Origin of the sequence: Burkholderia sp. IDO3, assembly GCF_003366075.1 — a bacterium.
Classification (GTDB): domain Bacteria; phylum Pseudomonadota; class Gammaproteobacteria; order Burkholderiales; family Burkholderiaceae; genus Burkholderia; species Burkholderia anthina.
Map to the genome: position 1 here is coordinate 1619542 of NZ_CP028962.1, position 16956 is coordinate 1636497.

Annotated in this window: 16 protein-coding genes and 1 pseudogene; all 17 read left to right on the top strand. The window is 68.5% G+C overall.

Annotated features, from left to right (window positions below; genetic code table 11):
- Positions 1–168 precede the first annotated feature (168 nt).
- The 17 genes and pseudogenes from DCN14_RS07485 (at position 169) to DCN14_RS07565 (ending at position 16881) form a co-directional block, all read left to right on the top strand.
- On the top strand, positions 169–744 hold the full coding sequence (locus DCN14_RS07485; protein WP_162826183.1) for an HrpB1 family type III secretion system apparatus protein: 576 nt from the start codon (positions 169–171) through the stop codon (positions 742–744).
- A 16-nt stretch (positions 745–760) separates the two neighbouring features.
- Positions 761–1150 carry a type III secretion protein HrpB2 gene (locus tag DCN14_RS07490; protein ID WP_096498594.1) on the top strand — a complete coding sequence of 130 codons (390 nt, stop codon included), beginning with the start codon at positions 761–763 and terminating at the stop codon, positions 1148–1150.
- A 70-nt stretch (positions 1151–1220) separates the two neighbouring features.
- Positions 1221–2003 (top strand): type III secretion inner membrane ring lipoprotein SctJ, encoded by a 783-nt coding sequence (gene sctJ / locus DCN14_RS07495; RefSeq protein WP_096498592.1) that lies wholly within the window; start codon positions 1221–1223, stop codon positions 2001–2003.
- 3 nt (positions 2004–2006) lie between these two features.
- Entirely contained in the window at positions 2007–2777 is a 771-nt protein-coding gene (locus tag DCN14_RS07500; protein WP_096498590.1) for a type III secretion protein HrpB4, read from the top strand.
- Positions 2762–3604 (top strand): type III secretion system stator protein SctL, encoded by an 843-nt coding sequence (sctL, locus tag DCN14_RS07505; RefSeq protein WP_096498588.1) that lies wholly within the window; start codon positions 2762–2764, stop codon positions 3602–3604. The genes DCN14_RS07500 and sctL overlap by 16 nt, the downstream gene beginning before the upstream one ends.
- A complete protein-coding gene (gene sctN, locus DCN14_RS07510; protein WP_096498586.1) occupies positions 3601–4947 on the top strand; it encodes a type III secretion system ATPase SctN in 1347 nt (448 codons plus the stop codon). Before sctL ends, sctN begins: the two co-directional genes overlap by 4 nt.
- The gene (locus DCN14_RS07515; protein WP_096498584.1) at positions 4947–5462 is read left to right on the top strand and encodes a hypothetical protein; all 516 of its coding nucleotides are present in this window, start codon (positions 4947–4949) and stop codon (positions 5460–5462) included. Before sctN ends, DCN14_RS07515 begins: the two co-directional genes overlap by 1 nt.
- A 6-nt stretch (positions 5463–5468) precedes the next feature.
- On the top strand, positions 5469–6290 hold the full coding sequence (sctT, locus tag DCN14_RS07520; protein WP_096498582.1) for a type III secretion system export apparatus subunit SctT: 822 nt from the start codon (positions 5469–5471) through the stop codon (positions 6288–6290).
- 141 nt (positions 6291–6431) lie between these two features.
- Positions 6432–7895: a helix-turn-helix transcriptional regulator gene (locus tag DCN14_RS07525; protein WP_096498580.1), complete on the top strand. Its 1464-nt coding sequence runs from the start codon at positions 6432–6434 to the stop codon at positions 7893–7895.
- Between the two features lie 40 nt (positions 7896–7935).
- Complete coding sequence (sctC, locus tag DCN14_RS07530; RefSeq protein ID WP_096498578.1) at positions 7936–9726, top strand: type III secretion system outer membrane ring subunit SctC; 1791 nt, start codon at positions 7936–7938, stop codon at positions 9724–9726.
- A gap of 299 nt (positions 9727–10025) precedes the next feature.
- A complete protein-coding gene (locus tag DCN14_RS07535; RefSeq protein ID WP_096499301.1) occupies positions 10026–10874 on the top strand; it encodes a phage tail tip lysozyme in 849 nt (282 codons plus the stop codon).
- Between the two features lie 273 nt (positions 10875–11147).
- Positions 11148–11768 (top strand): TetR/AcrR family transcriptional regulator, encoded by a 621-nt coding sequence (locus DCN14_RS07540; protein WP_096498576.1) that lies wholly within the window; start codon positions 11148–11150, stop codon positions 11766–11768.
- 289 nt (positions 11769–12057) lie between these two features.
- Positions 12058–12237: pseudogene (locus DCN14_RS07545) on the top strand (NADP-dependent oxidoreductase); the annotation flags it as partial.
- A gap of 101 nt (positions 12238–12338) precedes the next feature.
- Positions 12339–12638, top strand: coding sequence for a putative quinol monooxygenase (locus DCN14_RS07550; RefSeq protein WP_096498574.1), 300 nt, complete (start codon positions 12339–12341; stop codon positions 12636–12638).
- Between the two features lie 131 nt (positions 12639–12769).
- On the top strand, positions 12770–13225 hold the full coding sequence (locus DCN14_RS07555; protein ID WP_096498572.1) for a (2Fe-2S)-binding protein: 456 nt from the start codon (positions 12770–12772) through the stop codon (positions 13223–13225).
- Between the two features lie 84 nt (positions 13226–13309).
- Positions 13310–15529: a xanthine dehydrogenase family protein molybdopterin-binding subunit gene (locus DCN14_RS07560; protein WP_096498570.1), complete on the top strand. Its 2220-nt coding sequence runs from the start codon at positions 13310–13312 to the stop codon at positions 15527–15529.
- A gap of 14 nt (positions 15530–15543) precedes the next feature.
- Positions 15544–16881, top strand: a complete 1338-nt coding sequence (locus tag DCN14_RS07565; protein ID WP_096498568.1) for a cytochrome c — start codon at positions 15544–15546, stop codon at positions 16879–16881.
- Positions 16882–16956: the final 75 nt, after the last annotated feature.

Sequence of the window (16956 nt, forward strand, 5' to 3'; positions counted from 1 at the left end):
CGATGCCGGGCGGGGCGCGCTTCGCCTCGTGCGCGCTGGCTTCGCATGGGCGGCAGGCGGGCGGGACGGAATTGCTATGGTCGAAGGCGTCGGGATGCATCCGGCAGCGCCGCCGTTCGCGGCGCGACCGGCCGGCCTGTTTCCACCCCATCGCAGGAGCGCGTTGCCATGACCGTAGACACGCCGGAGTACCTGAACTGCAGCCCGGAATTCATTGGCGGGCTCATCGAGACCGTCTCCGTGGCGCTGCTGGACAATTTCCCGAACACGCCCGTCGACCTGTTCGACATCGAACAGGCGATCGACGCGCTGCGGCTGCTGCGCCCGCGCGTGGTCGAGATCGACGCGCTGGACGGCCTGCTGCGCATGGCGAAGGGGCAGTGGCAGGAAGCGAACCAGATCCTGCTGCGGGTGATCGAGATGCGGCCGCAGTTCGGTTATGCGAAGGCGCTGCTCGCGTTCTCGCTGTCGTCGATGGGCGATCCGTCGTGGCGGCAGATCGCGACCGAGGCGCTCGCGGACGATCCGGACAACAAGGACACGCGCGCGCTGGTGCGGGCGCTCGAAGTGAAGGACGAGGTGGATCGCGCGATCCGCGAGCATCGTCCGGGCCAGCAGTTCGTTTCGCCCGCGTCGCTGGAAGAGGCCGGTGCGAGCGCCGACGAGCCGGCGAGCACCGTGCAGCACGACCCCGCGCAGGCGGCCGAGATATTCCAGGGCGGCGGCGCATTCCTGCGCGCGTAATTCAGGAGGAACCGACATGTCCATCGATCCCGTCAGCCAACTGGCGCCCGCAGCACTCGACGCCACGGCGGCGCCGGCCGCCGCGTCCGCCGATCACGCTCAGTTGGGCGACAAGTTCAAGGCCCTGATGGCGCGCGCGCCGATGGCGCCGCCCGAGCATGCGAACAGCCATCTGTCGTCCACGGTGTCGAAGGCCGTCGAGGCGCAGGACGCGCAGTTCCAGCGGACGATCGCCGATATCGGCAAGCTGTCCGACGACATCCCGGGGCTGTCGACGACGGAGATGACCAACCGCACCATCCACATGATGTTCGAGATGACCAGCATGCAGATGAACATGCAGGTCAAGATGAGTCTCGCGGAATCGTCGAAGTCGTCGGTCCAGACCCTGATGAAGAACCAATGAGCCCCGCGCTCCGCCGGCCGGCGGGGCGGGCGTCGCGAACGGCAGTGCTTGAAGGGCGGATGGCAACTCAATGAAGTCGAATCGTCGCTGGGCGCGCGTGGCGGTCGTCGCGCTTTGCATCGCCTTGCTCGGCGGATGCAAGAAGGAACTGTACGGCAGCCTCACCGAGCAGGATGCGAACGAGATGCTGGTCGCGCTGCTCGAACAGGGCGTGACCGCCAGCAAGGACAGCCCGGACGGCGGCAAGAACTGGACGCTCGACGTCGACGACGCACAGCTGGTGCGCGCGATGGAAGTGCTGCGCGCGCGCGGGCTGCCGCACAGCAAGTTCAACGATCTCGGCGAACTGTTCAAGAAGGACGGCCTCGTATCGACCCCGACCGAGGAGCGCGTGCGGTTCGTCTACGGCATCTCGCAGGAGCTGTCGTCCACCCTGTCGAAGATCGACGGCGTGCTGGTCGCGCGCGTGCAGATCGTGCTGCCGAACAACGATCCGCTCGCGCAGGACGTCAAGCCGTCGTCCGCCGCCGTGTTCATCAAGTACCGCCCCGACGCGGACATCAACACGCTGATCCCGCAGATCAAGACCCTCGTGATGCACAGCGTCGAAGGGCTGACCTACGACCACGTGAGCGTGACGACCGTCGCGGCCGATCCCGTCGAATTGTCGAAGCTCGCGCCGCCCGCGTCGAACCCGTGGTGGATGCTGGCGCTGGGCGTCGGCATCGTCGCCGTGCTGGCGGCCGCCGGCTTCGCCGCGTACCGGTTCGGCGCGAAGCGCGGCACGCCGGCGCTGCAGGGCTGGCTCGATGCGTTCGCCGGCCGGTTCCGGCCGGCCCGCAAGGAATCCTGAGCGATGACGGGGTTCGCCGCGCCTGCCGGGCTCGACGCCGGTGTGCCGGCCGTGCGTGTCGCCAGGGCGCTCGACTGTTACCGGAACAACGTGGATCGCGTCGCCGACTGGGTGCATCCGTCGTGGATCGCCGCGTCGCTCGGCGTGCCCGAGGCGCGGTTGAGCAACTGGCGCGCGCTGCTGGCGAACGTGCCGCCCGGCGTCGCCGCGCGCTGTTCGTGGGCGCTGGTGCGCACGCTCGGCGTGACGCCGCCGGGTTTCGCGGCATTGTCGCCGGGCGGTTTCACGCCGGTCGGCGCGATCGTCGCGTCGCAGCCGAACGCGTGCCTGCTCGACGTCGTGCCCGCCCCGCTGACGATGCGGATCTGGCGCATGCGCGCGCTGCTGCTGCGGCGCGGCGAGGTGCGGCGGTTGATCGATCGCCATGCGCAGAAGCGGCTCGCCGACTGGACCGGGCTCGACGTGGACGTGCTGATGAGCGGCCCCGGCACGGACAGCGCGAACGACGCGGCGCGGCTCGCCGCCGTCGCGATGCCGCCGCTCGCGTCGCTGGACGCGGACGCGCTCGCGATCGAAGGCATGCTGCTGGTGCTGCGCGACCTGAAGAGCGCGGACGGCCTGCCGTTTCCGTTGTCGCGGCTCGCGCTGCCCCGTTACGTCGAGGTGCCGGCATGGCTCAACGCATTGCCGACGCAGCATGACGAGGCGGGCACCGCCCGGCTGTTTCGTCGTCTGCCGGAATTGCTTCGGGAGTGGGCATGGTTATTTGGTTGAACAGCCGCCGGCTGAGCGCCGACGCGGGCGCTCGGGACGACCCCGACGGCCCGGCAGTGCGGTTCGGCGTGCACGGCGACGTGGTCCGGCGCGAGACGTTCGGCGATCTGCTGTCGATCGCGCACGCGTACGCGCAACTCGAAGCCGATCGGGCGCTCGTGCTGGCGCAGGCGCAGGACGAGGCCGCGGCGATCGTCGCGGCGGGCGAGGAGCAGGCCGAGCTGCTGCTGGACGCCGCGAGCGAAACCTACGAGACGGCCGCGAAGCGCGGCTACCGCGAAGGCTCGAACCGCGCGCTGACGGAATGGATGGAGCGGCTCGCCGATGCGACCGACGCGCAGAACCGCCTGCAGGTCCGCATGCGCGAGCGGCTGGCCGACATCATCGCGTCGGCGGTCGAGAGCATCGTGCACAGCATGGATCGCGAAGCGCTGTTCGCCCGCGCGCTGTCGACCGTCGACCGCATCATCGACAACTCCACCTACCTGCGCGTCGCGGTGAATCCGCAGGACTATGACGCGGCGCGCGCGGCGTTCGATCAGCTCGCGGCGAAATGGCGCGACCTCGGCCGGCCGATTCCGGTGTCGATCGTCGCCGACAAGCAGCTCGAGCCGGGCGCGTGTGTCTGCGAAACGGATTTCGGCTCGGTCGACGCGAGCCTGAAGACGCAGTTGCGCGCGATGCGCAGCGCCGTCGCGCGGGCGCTCAAGCGCTCGATATACCAGGATCAGGCCGATGCCGATGCCGACGCGGCGAGCGCGCCGGACGACGCGGACGACGACGCGGCTGAAAACGGCGACGCCGCCGCAGCCGAGGCATCGCGATGAAGGACGGCTGGTTCGACCGGACGCTCGGCTTCGAGCGCCTGACCGACGAGATCGAGCGCGAGATTCTCGCGCGGCCGGGCGTGCTGCGCACCGGCAAGGTGATCGAGGTGATCGGCACGCTCGTCAAGGTCGGTGGGCTCGACGTGTCGCTGGGCGAGCTGTGCGAGCTGCGCACGCCGGCCGGCGCGCTGCTGCAGCACGCGGAAGTGATCGGCTTCACGCGAGACTGCGCGCTGCTGTCGCCGTTCTCGCGGCTGACGGACATCTCGCGCTCGACCCAGGTGGTCGGGCTCGGCCGCTCGCTCGCCGTGAAGGTCGGCGACATGCTGCTCGGGCGCGTGATCGACAGCCTCGGCAACCCCGTCGACGGCGGCCCCGAGATCGAATCCGACACGCTGCAGCCGGTTTTCGCGTCGCCGCCGGAACCGATGAGCCGCCGCATGATCGACACGCCGATGGCAACCGGCGTGCGCGCGGTGGACGGCATGATGACGCTCGCGGAAGGGCAGCGGATGGGCATCTTCGCGCCGGCGGGCGTCGGCAAGAGCACGCTGCTCGGCATGTTCGCGCGCGGCACCGCTTGCGACATCAACGTGATCGCGCTGATCGGCGAACGCGGCCGCGAAGTGCGCGAGTTCGTCGAGCTGATCCTCGGGCCGGCCGGCATGGCGCGCTCGGTCGTCGTGTGCGCGACCTCCGACCGTTCGTCGATGGAGCGCGCGAAGGCCGCCTACGTGGCGACGGCGATCGCCGAGTATTTCCGCGATCGCGGCCTGCGCGTGCTGCTGATGATGGATTCGCTCACGCGCTTCGCGCGCGCCGGCCGGGAAATCGGCCTGGCCGCCGGCGAGCCGCCTGCGCGGCGCGGCTTCCCGCCGTCGATCTTCGCGGAGCTGCCGCGCCTGCTGGAGCGCGCGGGCATGGGCGCCACCGGCTCGATCACCGCGCTCTACACGGTGCTCGCCGAGGACGAGAGCGGCAACGACCCGATCGCGGAGGAAGTGCGCGGGATTCTCGACGGGCACATGATCCTGTCGCGCGAGATCGCCGCGCGCAACCAGTATCCGGCCATCGACGTGCTGGGCAGCCTGTCGCGCGTGATGTCGCAGGTGATGCCCGCGCGGTACGTCGACGCGGCCGCCCGCGTGCGGGCCTTGATGGCGAAGTACCGCGAGATCGAGATGCTGCTGCAGATCGGCGAATACAAGCCGGGGGCGAACGCCCTCGCCGACGAGGCGATCGCGCGGCACGACGCGATCAAGGCGTTCCTGTCGCAGCCCACCGACGAGATCGTCGCGCTGGCCGACACCGAGGCCGGGCTCCATGCGCTGACCGCCGGCTGATGGCGGACGCGAACCGCCAGCGGATCGCCGCGCTCGGGCATGCCAACGCGCGCCGCAAGCGCGCGATCGACGCGCTGCACGTCGAGCTGGCCGCGCGGCACGACGAACGCGCCGGGCTGCTTGCGCGCCGCGCGGCGAAGGTCGAGCAGATCGACGGCGAGACGCGGGTGATCGAAGGCTACCAGGCGCGCGTGTCGCGCATGACGGGCTGCAGCGACGGCTTCTCGATCGATGCGTTCAACCAGTGCGTGCGCTACATCGGCGTCGTGACCGACCGCAAGCGCGGGATGGTCGCGGAGCTGGCGCAGCTCGACGGCGAGATCGGCGGCGTCGAGCGCGAGATCGCGCGGCTCCAGCGCGAGATCGCCATCAATACGCAGCGCATCGACCAGTGCAGCGAACGGATCGCGGCGATCCGGCGGACGATCGAACTCGCCCGCGAGGACGCGCAGGACGAGGAAAACGAGGAAATCGCCACGTCCCGGTTCATCCGGGCGCGCGCGCGCCAGGGGTGATACCGGATGATCCAGACGCTTGAACCGATTGTCGATCTGCACGGCCTTTTCATCGGCTACCTGACGGTCACCTCCGTGTGCGCGCTGCGGCTGTTCGTGCTGATGTTCGTGTTTCCGCCGACCGCCGACGGCGTGATCCAGGGCACGGTGCGCAACGCGATCGCGATCGTGTTCAGCGCATACGTCGCCGTAGGCCAGCCGATCTCGTTCATCGAATCGCTGCACGGGTTGTTTCTCGCCGAAGTGGCGCTGCGCGAAGCCGCGATCGGGCTGGTGCTCGGCTACGCGGCGTCGACGGTGTTCTGGGTCGCGGAGAGCGTGGGCGTGTACATCGACGACCTGACCGGGCACAACAACATCCAGATCACCAACCCGGCCAGCCAGGAGCAGAGCACGCCGGTCGGCACGCTGCTGCAGCAGGTCGCGATCATGGCGTTCTGGGCGCTCGGCGGGATGACGTTCCTGCTCGGCACGCTGTACGAATCGTATAACTGGTGGCCGATCGCGAAAGGCGCGCCGATCGCCGGCGATATCGTGGAATCTTTCGTGCTCCAGCAGACGGACACGCTGATGCAATCGATCGCGAAGCTCGCCGCGCCGCTGCTGTTCATTCTGGTGCTGGTCGACGTCGCGTTCGGCTTCATCTCGAAATCGGCGTCGAAGCTGGACATCTCCAGCCTGAGCCAGCCGGTGAAGGCGGCGGTCGCGATCGCGATGCTGGCGATCTTCATCGGGCTGTTCGTCGACCAGGTGCACGGGCAGCTGGCACTGCATTCGCTCGAATCGCAATGGAATGGAATTTTCTCAAAGCACGGGAAAGCAAATTAATCCCCGGCTTACTAATTCATTTCAAACTCAAACTTTCTCAAAGATCCGGTAAAAATTAGATTAATTGAATTTCTGAATATTTCATTCCATTACCCTGTTCTCCAATGCGGCCCGACAAGCCCGTTCGCACTGGAGTCAGTCATGTTCTCGACACTGTATTTCCCGCTTGCCGCGTATTTGGGCACACCGGATTTCGCCTCGGGGCGGGAACGTTTTGGCGCAGTCCTTTTCAATGGCGACATCGGTGTCGCCCGACAGCTCGCCAGCCGCTGGGCCGACGAGGCCGATGCGCCGCGCAATACGCCGCACGCGCTGCAACTGCACGCCGACATGCAATTGCTGACCGGCGGCGACGTGGAAGCGGAGGAGGCCTATCGCGCCGCCCAGCGCCAGAGCAACGCGTCGCGCCAGGCGATGCGCGCGGAGTCCTGCCGCAACACCGCGTGGCAGGCGTTTTTCCGTTATCGCCTGAACACCGCGCTCGCCTGCTTCGGCCGTGCGGCGGACGAGGACGACATTCCGCTCGACCGCGTGATCGAGGTGCGGGTCGGCATCGTGTGCGTGCTCTACGAACTGGGGCGCGTAGCGGAGGCGATCGGCGAGCTGGACGAACTGCGCGCGCTGGCGCGCGACGCGTCGGCGCAGACGATGCCGGCCTGGCACGCGCTGCTCGCGGCGCTGAAGCTCGACATCGCGATGCAGTGCGCGCTGCGCTCGTCCGCGCCGCTGCAGGATCACGTCTACTGGCAGTCGGGCTCGATGCATGGCCGCTCCACGCGGGCGTCGCTGCACGCGTATCTGGACAGCGAAGAGAGCCGCGTCGACATCGCCTGCGTGCACATTCCGGTGCTGCGCGCCCGCATCGATTACCTGTGCCAGTTGCGCGAAGCAACCGGCGCCGACCGCAACGCGGTGGACGGGCTGCTGAAGCACGTGAACTGGGCGCGCGACCAGAACCTGCACGACTACCAGCGCACGCTGCGGCTCGAAATCGCGCTCGCGATGCTCGCGTGCGACGCCGCGCAGGCCGCGGACATGATCCTCGAGCCGCTGTACGGCGCCGCGCAGGCCGGCGTGGCCGGCCACCGGCAAATCGAATACCTGTATTGCGTGGCGAAAACCCGCCAGGCACAGGGGCGGCTGCAGGACGCGCAGCAGTTCTACAGCCGTTATGCGCTGACCTCGATGGAATGCCTGCGCGAAGCGCTGTCGGCGCGCGTGCCGTTTCTCGAACGCAAGATCCGCGAGACGTCGCAGCTCGACGACATCGGCGCGCGGCTGCCGGCCCGCTACCGGCGCGCGTACAGCTTCCTGCTCGAGAATCTCGAGCACGCCGACCTGTCGGTGCGCGACATCGCCGCGGAAGTCGGCGTGACCGAGCGGGCGCTGCAGAGCGCGTTCAAGAAATTCCTGAACATGTCCCCGACCGAGCTGATCCGCCGCCAGCGCATGGAGCGCATCCGCTCCGAGCTGGTGGACGGCTCGGCGTCCGACGGCGGGGTGCTCGCCACCGCGAGCCGCTGGGGCGTGCAAAACCGCTCGACGTTGATCAACGGCTATCGCAAGCAGTTCGACGAAGCGCCGTCGCACACGCTCGAACGATAACGAACCGATTTTTTTCTTCCGTGACGGGTGTGCGACAGCGATGAAATCGAAGGCGATATTTTGCACGGTGTGGGTGGCATGGGCGATCGGGATGAGCGCCGCGGGCGCCGCGCATGCGGACGTGGTGCGCTGGCGCAGCAGCGTCGCGCACGTGACGGCCGAAGGCAAGGACCTGAAGGACGTGCTGCGCGACCTGCTCGCGAGCCAGGGCGTGACCGCGTCGATTGCCGACAACGTCCAGGGCACCGTCACCGGTCGCTTCGACATGCCGCCGCAACGAATCCTGGACACGCTCGCCGCCACCTTCGGCTTCGTGTGGTTCTACGACGGCAGCGTGATGTCGATCAGCAATGCGAACGACGTCACGCGACAGATCGTCCGGCTCGACAACGCGTCGATCGGCGATCTCAACACGACGCTGCACGGCATGCGGCTCGACGACAAGCGCTATCCGCTCACCTACGACAGCAGTGCGCGCACGGTGATCATCAGCGGGCCGCCGCAGTACGTGCAGATGGTGGCCGGCGTGGCGAAGCATCTCGACGAGAACATGCAGCGCTCGAACGGCACGGTGGTGCGGGCGTTCAAGCTGAGCAGCGCATGGGCGGCCGACCACAAGGTCCAGCTCGACGGCAAGAACGTCGTCGTGCCGGGCGTGGCGACCGTCGTGTCGAATCTCTATCATCCGCAACAGGCCGGCGGGACGGGCGGCGGCGGCCCGACGCAGCCGGTCGGCGGCCTGCAGCGGCTGTCGCCGATGACCGATGCGAGCGGCGGCACCACGGGCGGCTCGCCGATCCCGCCGCTGCCGCCGGGCATGGCGGGCGGCGACGGCTCGACGCGTGGCCTGGTGAACAGCCTGCTCGGCGGCGGCCAGTCGGGCGGCGGCAAGAACGGCGCCCTGATGGATGCGACGCAGGGCGGCCCGGGCGGCGGCACGGCGGACCCGGGGGCGGGCGACCAGAGCCTGCCGGTCGTGGAAGCCGATCCGACGACCAACTCGGTGCTGATCCGCGACACGCCGCAGCGCATCGGGCTCTATGCGCCGCTGATCGAGAAGCTCGACGCGCGGCCCAACCTGATCGAGATCGAAGCGCACATCATCGAGATCGACGACGACCTGCTGCGGCAGATCGGCGTGGACTGGCGCGCGCACAACAGCCACGTCGACCTGCAGACCGGGGCCGGCACGCAACAGCAGAACGGCTACAACGGCAACATCAATCCGAACTTCGGCGTGACCACGCTGTCCGACGGCACCACGTCGGTCGCGGCCACGCCGGTCGGCGGGGCGATCACGGCGGTGCTCGGCAACGCGGGGCGCTATCTGCTCGCACGGATCACCGCGATGGAATCGACGTCGGAGGCGAAGATCGACTCCAGCCCGAAGGTGGCGACGCTCGACAACGTCGAGGCGGTGATGGACAACCGCACGCGCTTTTTCGTGCGCGTGCAGGGCTACACGTCGGGCGATCTCTATTCGGTGTCGACCGGCGTGTCGATGCGGGTGCTGCCGATGGTCGTGCAGGACACCAACGGCACGACCCGGATCAAGCTCGACGTGCACATCGAGGACGGCCAGCTGACCGGCGACCTGGTCGATACGCTGCCGGTGATCACGAGCAGCGAGATCAACACGCAGGCGTTCGTCGGGGAAGGGGAGAGCCTGCTGATCGCCGGCTACAGCACCGACAACGATTCGAACGGCGTCGCGCGCGTGCCGTGGGTGTCGAAGATCCCGGTGATCGGCGCACTGTTCAGGAATACCAACCGCTCGCACAAGCGCATGGAGCGCGTGTTCCTGCTGACGCCGCGCATCATTCATTTCTGACCGGCGCGCGGCGGCTCGACGCGCTGGCCGACGCGCGGCTCAGCGGCGAACCCTCGGCGCTTGCTTCGAGGGCGACGCGCCTATGAATCCGTATGCGGGCGAACGGCGGGCGGCGCCGTTCGCTCGCCGTCTTGCCGCGGCGCTTCGCGTCGCGTGCCGGCATTTCGTGTCGCGCGCCCCGTGCGCGGCGTCGCGGCATACAGTCGAAACGTGCCGGGGCCGGCCAGGTTCGGTCGGCGCACACGACGGCGACACGCGACGCGTCCGACCGCGTCGACTACCTGCGGACCACGGCAATCATGATCACCATCACGATTCAGGGCAGCGCTCCGACGACCCGGAGTGATCCGACCAGCGACGCGTCGTCGCCGGACAACCTGGGAACGCAACAGATCGCACAGATCATCCAGGCGCTGATGGCGGAGCTCAAGAACCTGCTGTCCGGGCAGGGCAACGACGATTCGTCGTCATCGCCGGTGGGCGGCGCCGGCAGTTCGCCTTCGCCGCTGGCCAACTACAATGCGCTGCCGCAGAACGATCCGTCGCAGTCGACCGGCCAGAACAACGGGCCTGCGTTGAACCTGCGGAGCGCGTCGCCGGCGAGCACCGGCAGCGGCGACCCGGGCAATCAGGTCAACCAGAACAACGGCCCGCAGTCGACCGGCCAAAGCACGTCGACGCTGCCCGCGAACACCGGCGGCAGCGCCGCGAACGCGATCGCGGACGATTTGCGCAGCCGCTACGGCCTGAACGACACGCAAATCGCGGGAGCGCTCGGCAACCTGAAACAGGAAAGCAACCTGGAGCCGGACGTCAACCAGGGCGGTGTCGAAGGCGGGCCGTCCGGCAATTTCGCGGACGACAACGCGAACGGCTGGGGGCTCGCGCAATGGGGCGGCTCACGCAAGCAGGGCGAGATCGCGTATGCGAACCAGCACCATCTCGACCCCGGCAGCCTCGACGCGAACATCGGCTTCATGAACCAGGAACTCGACGGCCCGTACAGCCAGACGATTTCGGACCTGAAGAACTCGACGAGCGTCGAACAGGCCACCCAGGTCTGGGACGCCGATTACGAGCAGGCGACCGATCCGCAGATGGGCAACCGGCTCCAGTACGCGCGGAACTTCGAAGACGAAGGGCTGTAAGGCCGCCAGCCGTGCGGCCGTGCGGCCGTGCGACCGGCGCGCCGGCCGCCGGTGTCGTGCGCCTCTCTCCCCGCCATTCCGGGCGGAATCTCCCGACACGATCGATGCAGCGCCGCCGGCGCCGCCGGGTCGCGGCGCGCGAGGCCGTGTGCGCAACCGCACGGGCCGATGCCGGACCATTGGGCGCGCGCCGGGGATCGGGTAAAGTGCCGCTCAATCCACCGGCTCGACGTTACTAGACGACCGGTCTAATCGTTGCTAAGATACGCCATCATGAATGCATCTTCAGGCGCGGAAGTTCGCCAGCACATCCTGAATATCGCGAAGCCGATCATGCTCCACAAGGGGTTTTCGGCCGTCGGTCTGAACGAGATTCTCGCTGCGGCGGGCATCCCGAAGGGCTCGTTCTACCATTACTTCGGCTCGAAAGAGGCGTTCGGCGAAGCGCTGCTCGAATCGTATTTCGAAGGCTATCTCGAGCATCTCGACAACCTGCTCCGGCATCAGGCCGGCACGGGCGCGCAGCGCCTGATGACGTACTGGGGCAACTGGCTGCACACGCAGTGCGCGGACGATCCGGAAGGCAAGTGCCTCGCGGTGAAGCTCGGCGCGGAGGTGTCGGATCTATCGGAAGCGATGCGCGCGGTCCTGCGGCGCGGCACCGGCCAGATCATCGAGCGGCTCGCGGGCGGGATCGAGGCCGGGCTGGCCGACGGTTCGCTGAGCGGCGTCGACGATCCGGCGCACACGGCCGCGATTCTTTACGAGCTGTGGCTCGGCGCAACGCTGCTGGAGAAGATTCACCGCAACCGCAAACCGCTCGAACGCGCGATGCGCGAAACGCGGCGGATGCTGAATCTGCCGCCGGTCGCGGATGACGAAGCACGGTCGTAACCCGGGCGCGCATTGCGCGCCTTGTTTTTGCCCGAAATCTAGACGACTGGTCTACTCAAATCGGGGTTTGACTGCTTTACCCGCGTGCCTGCGGCGGCGTCGGCGCGATTCACCGGCACTCCCGCAGGCATTTGCATCACGGTTGTCCAACGTTGATCCGATCGTGCACGTTGCACGTCCATTTCTTGACGAAGGTTCCCATGCCGCAAAGCAAGGCAGCAAACCGCAGAATCATCCTGAACGCGCGCCCGGTCGGTGCGCTCGCCACGAACGATTTCCGTACCGAAATGCGACCGGCTATGCGCCGTTCCTGAAAGCGAGGCGCGAGTGGGGCGCGCAGGGCAACGTGAAGGCGCTCGAGCACGTGATCCCCGATCTGGCCGATGCGCCGAATGCGCTGATCGGCTTGCTCGCCGGCAAGAATTTCGGCAAGGTCGTCGTGCGTGTGGGCCCGGACGAACTCGCCTGACACACACACCCGGCCGGCCATCGGCCCGCGTCACGTGGCGCGGGCCGATGGCGGCATTTCTGTATTTCCGCAGCATTTCCGTTTCGAAAAGGAGTGTAAACATGGCGCTTTACGTGATGGCCTCGATCTTCCCGAAACCCGAACATGCACCGGCCGTCGAGGCCGAATTGCGCAGCATGGTCCCGGCGTCCCGCGCCGAACCCGGCAACCGCCGCTACGACCTGTTCCGCGAACAGGACGGCTCGGCGGCGCTGCATCTGTTCGAGATCTACGACGACCAGGCGGCCTTCGACGCCCACCTCGCCAGCCCGTACTTCACCGCGTTTCGCATCAAGTCGGCCGACTGGTTCGCGGCGCCGCCCGTCATCAAGGTGCTGTCGGGCATCGACGCGGTCGAATGACCGACGCTGAACCATCGCCGCGGCTCGCTCCCACCCGGGCCGCGCGACAGTCGCCGCGCCATGCGCGGCGACGATGAACCCACGGCGCGCCGGCCGCGCCGCTTCCCCAATACACCGGCCCCGGAGGCTGAATGGTCACCCTCAACATCAACGGCGAAAACCGCACGGTCGACGCCCCCGACGACATGCCCCTGCTGTGGGTCCTGCGCGACGTCGTCGGCCTGACCGGCACGAAATTCGGCTGCGGGATCGCGCAATGCGGCGCGTGCACCGTGCATCTCGACGGCGTCGCCGCGCGCGCGTGCGTGCTGCCGGTCGCAGCCGTCGCAGGCCGCAGGATCACGACGATCGAGGCCGTCGGCGCGACGCCAGCCGGCCAGAAGGTGCAGGAGGCCTGGCGCGAGCTCGACGTCGTCCAGTGCGGTTACTGTCAGTCTGGGCAGGTGATGGCGGCCGCCGCGCTGATCGCATCGAACCCGAGCCCGAGCGACGCCGACATCGATGCGGCGATGGCCGGCAACATCTGCCGCTGCGGCACGTACAACCGGATTCGCGCGGCGGTCAAGCATGCCGCGAAGGGGGCGTGAGATGAAACAACCCTCACGTTCACTTTGTTCGCGCCGCCCCGAAGGGCCGGTCGGCGTCGTCGAGGCTGCGCTGCGGAGGCTGACATGTCACGTGGACTGATCGAAGCCGGCCGGGCCGGCGCAGGCCTGTCGCGCCGCGGGTTCCTCCGGTTCGGCGTATCGCTCGGCGCGGCCGCGGGCGGCGGCTTGCTGCTCGGCTTCAGCATGCCGGCAGCCGGCGATGACGCGCGGCGCTCGGTGATCGGCGGCGATGCCGACGAAAGCGCGCGCGCCGGCGTGTTCGCGCCGAACGCGTTCGTGCAGATCGACCGCGGCGGCAAGGTCACGCTGGTGATGCCGAAGGTGGAAATGGGCCAGGGCGTCTACACCGCGCTGCCGATGCTGATCGCCGAGGAACTCGAAGTGCCGCTGTCGAGCGTGACGCTCGACCACGCGCCGCCGAACGAGAAGCTGTTCCTCGATCCGCTGCTCGGCGGCCAGTTGACGGGCGGCTCGACGTCGGTGCGTTACGCGTGGGAACCGCTGCGCCGCGCAGGCGCGACCGCGCGCACGCTGCTGGTTGCGGCGGCGGCGAAGCAATGGCACGTCGATCCGGCCGCGTGCCGGGCCGAAAACGGCGAAGTGCGGCACCCGCCGAGCGGCCGGCGCGCGTCGTACGGCCAGCTCGCGGACGCCGCCGCGACGCTGCCGGTGCCGAAGGACGTCGCGCTGAAGAAGCCGGAAGACTTCACGCTGATCGGCAAGCCGGTGAAGCGGCTCGATTCGCCGGAGAAGGTCGACGGCACCGCGCAGTTCGGGCTCGACGTGCGCCTGCCCGGCATGCTGTACGCGGTGATCGTGAACAGCCCGGTGTTCGGCGGCACGGTCGCGAGCGTGGACGACACGGCCGCGAAGAAGATTCCCGGCGTGCGCCAGGTCGTGCGCGTCGACAACGCGGTCGCGGTGGTCGGCGATCACACGTGGGCCGCGAAGCGCGGCGCATCGGCGCTCGTCGTGAAGTGGAACGAGGGCGCGGGTGCGAAGGTGTCGACCCAGGATCTTTTCGCGGATCTCGCGCGGGCGGCGGCGAACGGCAAGGGCGCGGTCGCGCGCAAGGACGGCGACGTCGACCAGGCATTCGCGAACGCGAAGACGCGCGTCGACGCCGTCTACGAACAGCCGTTGCTCGCGCACGCGACGATGGAGCCGGTGAACTGCACGGTGCACGTGCGCGGCGACGGCTGCGAGGTCTGGCTCGGCACGCAGGTGCCGACACGTGTGCGCGATGTCGTACAGCGGCTCACGGGCCTCGCGCCGGAGCGGATCGTCGTGCACAACCACTTGCTCGGCGGCGGCTTCGGCCGTCGTCTCGAGACGGACATGGCTGCGCAGGCCGTGAAGGTCGGCAAGCAGGTCGATGCGCCCGTGAAGGTCGTGTGGACGCGCGAGGAAGACGTCCAGCACGACATGTACCGGCCGTGTTACTACGACAGGATCTCGGCGGGCCTCGACGCGAACGGCAAGCCGATCGCGTGGCAGCACCGGATCGTCGGCTCGTCGATCATGGCGCGTTTTGCGCCGCCGGCATTCCAGAACGGCATCGACCCCGATGCGGTCGAGGTGGCGGCCGAGCTGCCGTACGACCTGCCGAACCAGCTCGTCGACTACGTGCGCCAGGAGCCGCGCCACGTGCCGACCGCGTTCTGGCGCGGCGTCGGGCCGACGCGCGGCACGTTCGTCGTCGAAAGCTTCATCGACGAGCTGGCGGCACAGGCCAAGACCGACCCCGTCCAGTATCGCCGAGCGCTGCTCGACAAGACGCCGCGCGCGCGCAACGTGCTCGACGTCGCGACGAAGGCGGCCGGCTGGGGCACGCCGCTGCCGAAGGGGCAAGGGCGCGGGGTCTCCGTGATGCATGCGTTCGGCAGCTTCTTCTCGATCGTCATCGACGTCGCGGTGGAAGACGGCGAAGTGCAGGTCAAGCGTGCCGTGTGCGCGGTCGACTGCGGGATGGTCGTCAATCCGAACACGATCGAGGCGCAGGTGCAGGGCGGCATCATCTTCGGGATCACGGGCGCGCTGTATGGCGAGATCACGATCGAGGACGGCCGCGTCGTGCAGAGCAATTTCACCGACTACCGGATGATGCGCATCAACGAGACGCCGCCGATCGAGGTCCATCTCGTGAAGAGCGGCGAGGCGCCGGGCGGCATCGGCGAGCCGGGCACCGCCGCCACGGCGGCGGCATTGTCGAACGCGATCTTCGCGGCAACCGGCACGCGGCTGCGCAAGCTGCCGGTCGGCAGCCAGTTGAAGACGGCTTGAGGGGAGGACGAACCATGCTAAACCTCACCCTGAACCGTCCGAGCGGTTCGAATCGCCTGAATGGCGCCGCGCGCTCGCTCGGCGCATCGCTGCTCGCGCTGTCCGCGTTGACCACCGGCGCGGTGGCGCACGCCGCGCCAACGGCGCCGGCCGACAGCGCGCTCGTCGCGCGCGGCGCGTATCTCGCGAAAGCGGGCGATTGCGTCGCGTGCCACACCGCGCCGCGCGGCGTGCCGTTCGCCGGCGGGCTGAAGATGGTCACGCCGATGGGCGCGATCTACACGACCAACATCACGCCCGACCCGGACACGGGCATCGGCGGCTATACGGAGGCCGAGTTCGCGGGCGCGCTGCGCGCGGGCGTCGCGAAGGACGGCCATCGCCTGTATCCGGCGATGCCCTATCCGTCGTACGCGAAGCTGCGCGACGACGACGTGAAGGCGCTGTACGCGTACTTCATGCACGGCGTCGAGCCGGTGAAGCAGGCGAACCGGCCGTCCGACATTCCGTGGCCGCTGAACATGCGCTGGCCGCTCGCGCTGTGGAACGCGGTGTTCCTCGACACGACGCCATACGCCGACAAGCCGGCCAGGGACGCGATGTGGAACCGCGGCGCGTACCTGGTGCAGGGGCTCGGCCATTGCGGGTCGTGCCACACGCCGCGCGGCGTCGGCTTCCAGGAAAAGGCGCTCGACGAAGGCGGCGCGGCGTTCCTGTCGGGCGCGGCGATCGACGACTGGTTCGCGTCGAACCTGACCGGCGAGCACAATACGGGGCTCGGCCGCTGGAGCGACGCGGAGGTCGCGCAGTTCCTGAAGACCGGCGCGAACCGGCATGCGACGGCGTTCGGCTCGATGGTCGGCGTGATCAATCACAGCACGCAGGCGTTGACCGACGACGACCTGGCGGCGATTTCCCGGTATCTGAAATCGTTGCCGGCGGCCGGCGGCACGGGCGCGCCGCCTTACCGTTATGATCCGAAGGCGACGCAGGCCGCGCTGGTCCGGCCGGCGAACGATTCCGGCGCAAAGGTGTATAACGCTTACTGCCTGCATTGCCATGGCGCGGACGGCCGCGGCTACGCGCCGCTGCTCGCGCCGATTGCCGGCAATCCGAACGTGCTCGAGGCCGATGCGGCGTCGCTGATCAACGTGACGCTGAACGGCAGCGAGTCGCTCGTGATCGGTGGCGTACCGTCCGCGTACCCGATGCCGGCGTTCGCGAACGCGTTGAACGACCGGCAGATCGCCGACGTGCTGACGTTCATGCGCGCCGGCTGGAACAACGGCGCGCCGGCCGTGCAGGCGGCGGACGTCGCGAAACTCCGCAAGGCGACGGCGGCCACGCGTTAAGCGCGGCCGGACGTGGCGGATGACGACGGGCAGGCGTGCCGCGTGCCTGCCGTCGAACGTCGCCGGGTGCATCGC

Bases quoted from the DNA above. Each gene is read 5' to 3' on its own strand.
- sctT (WP_096498582.1), top strand. From the start codon at position 5,469: ATGATCCAGACGCTTGAACCGATTGTCGATCTGCACGGCCTTTTCATC.
- DCN14_RS07515 (WP_096498584.1), top strand. From the start codon at position 4,947: ATGGCGGACGCGAACCGCCAGCGGATCGCCGCGCTCGGGCATGCCAAC.
- DCN14_RS07500 (WP_096498590.1), top strand. From the start codon at position 2,007: ATGACGGGGTTCGCCGCGCCTGCCGGGCTCGACGCCGGTGTGCCGGCC.
- DCN14_RS07540 (WP_096498576.1), top strand. From the start codon at position 11,148: ATGAATGCATCTTCAGGCGCGGAAGTTCGCCAGCACATCCTGAATATC.
- DCN14_RS07565 (WP_096498568.1), top strand. From the start codon at position 15,544: ATGCTAAACCTCACCCTGAACCGTCCGAGCGGTTCGAATCGCCTGAAT.
- DCN14_RS07535 (WP_096499301.1), top strand. From the start codon at position 10,026: ATGATCACCATCACGATTCAGGGCAGCGCTCCGACGACCCGGAGTGAT.
- DCN14_RS07550 (WP_096498574.1), top strand. From the start codon at position 12,339: ATGGCGCTTTACGTGATGGCCTCGATCTTCCCGAAACCCGAACATGCA.
- sctJ (WP_096498592.1), top strand. From the start codon at position 1,221: ATGAAGTCGAATCGTCGCTGGGCGCGCGTGGCGGTCGTCGCGCTTTGC.
- DCN14_RS07525 (WP_096498580.1), top strand. From the start codon at position 6,432: ATGTTCTCGACACTGTATTTCCCGCTTGCCGCGTATTTGGGCACACCG.
- DCN14_RS07490 (WP_096498594.1), top strand. From the start codon at position 761: ATGTCCATCGATCCCGTCAGCCAACTGGCGCCCGCAGCACTCGACGCC.
- DCN14_RS07560 (WP_096498570.1), top strand. From the start codon at position 13,310: ATGTCACGTGGACTGATCGAAGCCGGCCGGGCCGGCGCAGGCCTGTCG.
- DCN14_RS07555 (WP_096498572.1), top strand. From the start codon at position 12,770: ATGGTCACCCTCAACATCAACGGCGAAAACCGCACGGTCGACGCCCCC.
- sctL (WP_096498588.1), top strand. From the start codon at position 2,762: ATGGTTATTTGGTTGAACAGCCGCCGGCTGAGCGCCGACGCGGGCGCT.
- sctC (WP_096498578.1), top strand. From the start codon at position 7,936: ATGAAATCGAAGGCGATATTTTGCACGGTGTGGGTGGCATGGGCGATC.
- DCN14_RS07485 (WP_162826183.1), top strand. From the start codon at position 169: ATGACCGTAGACACGCCGGAGTACCTGAACTGCAGCCCGGAATTCATT.
- sctN (WP_096498586.1), top strand. From the start codon at position 3,601: ATGAAGGACGGCTGGTTCGACCGGACGCTCGGCTTCGAGCGCCTGACC.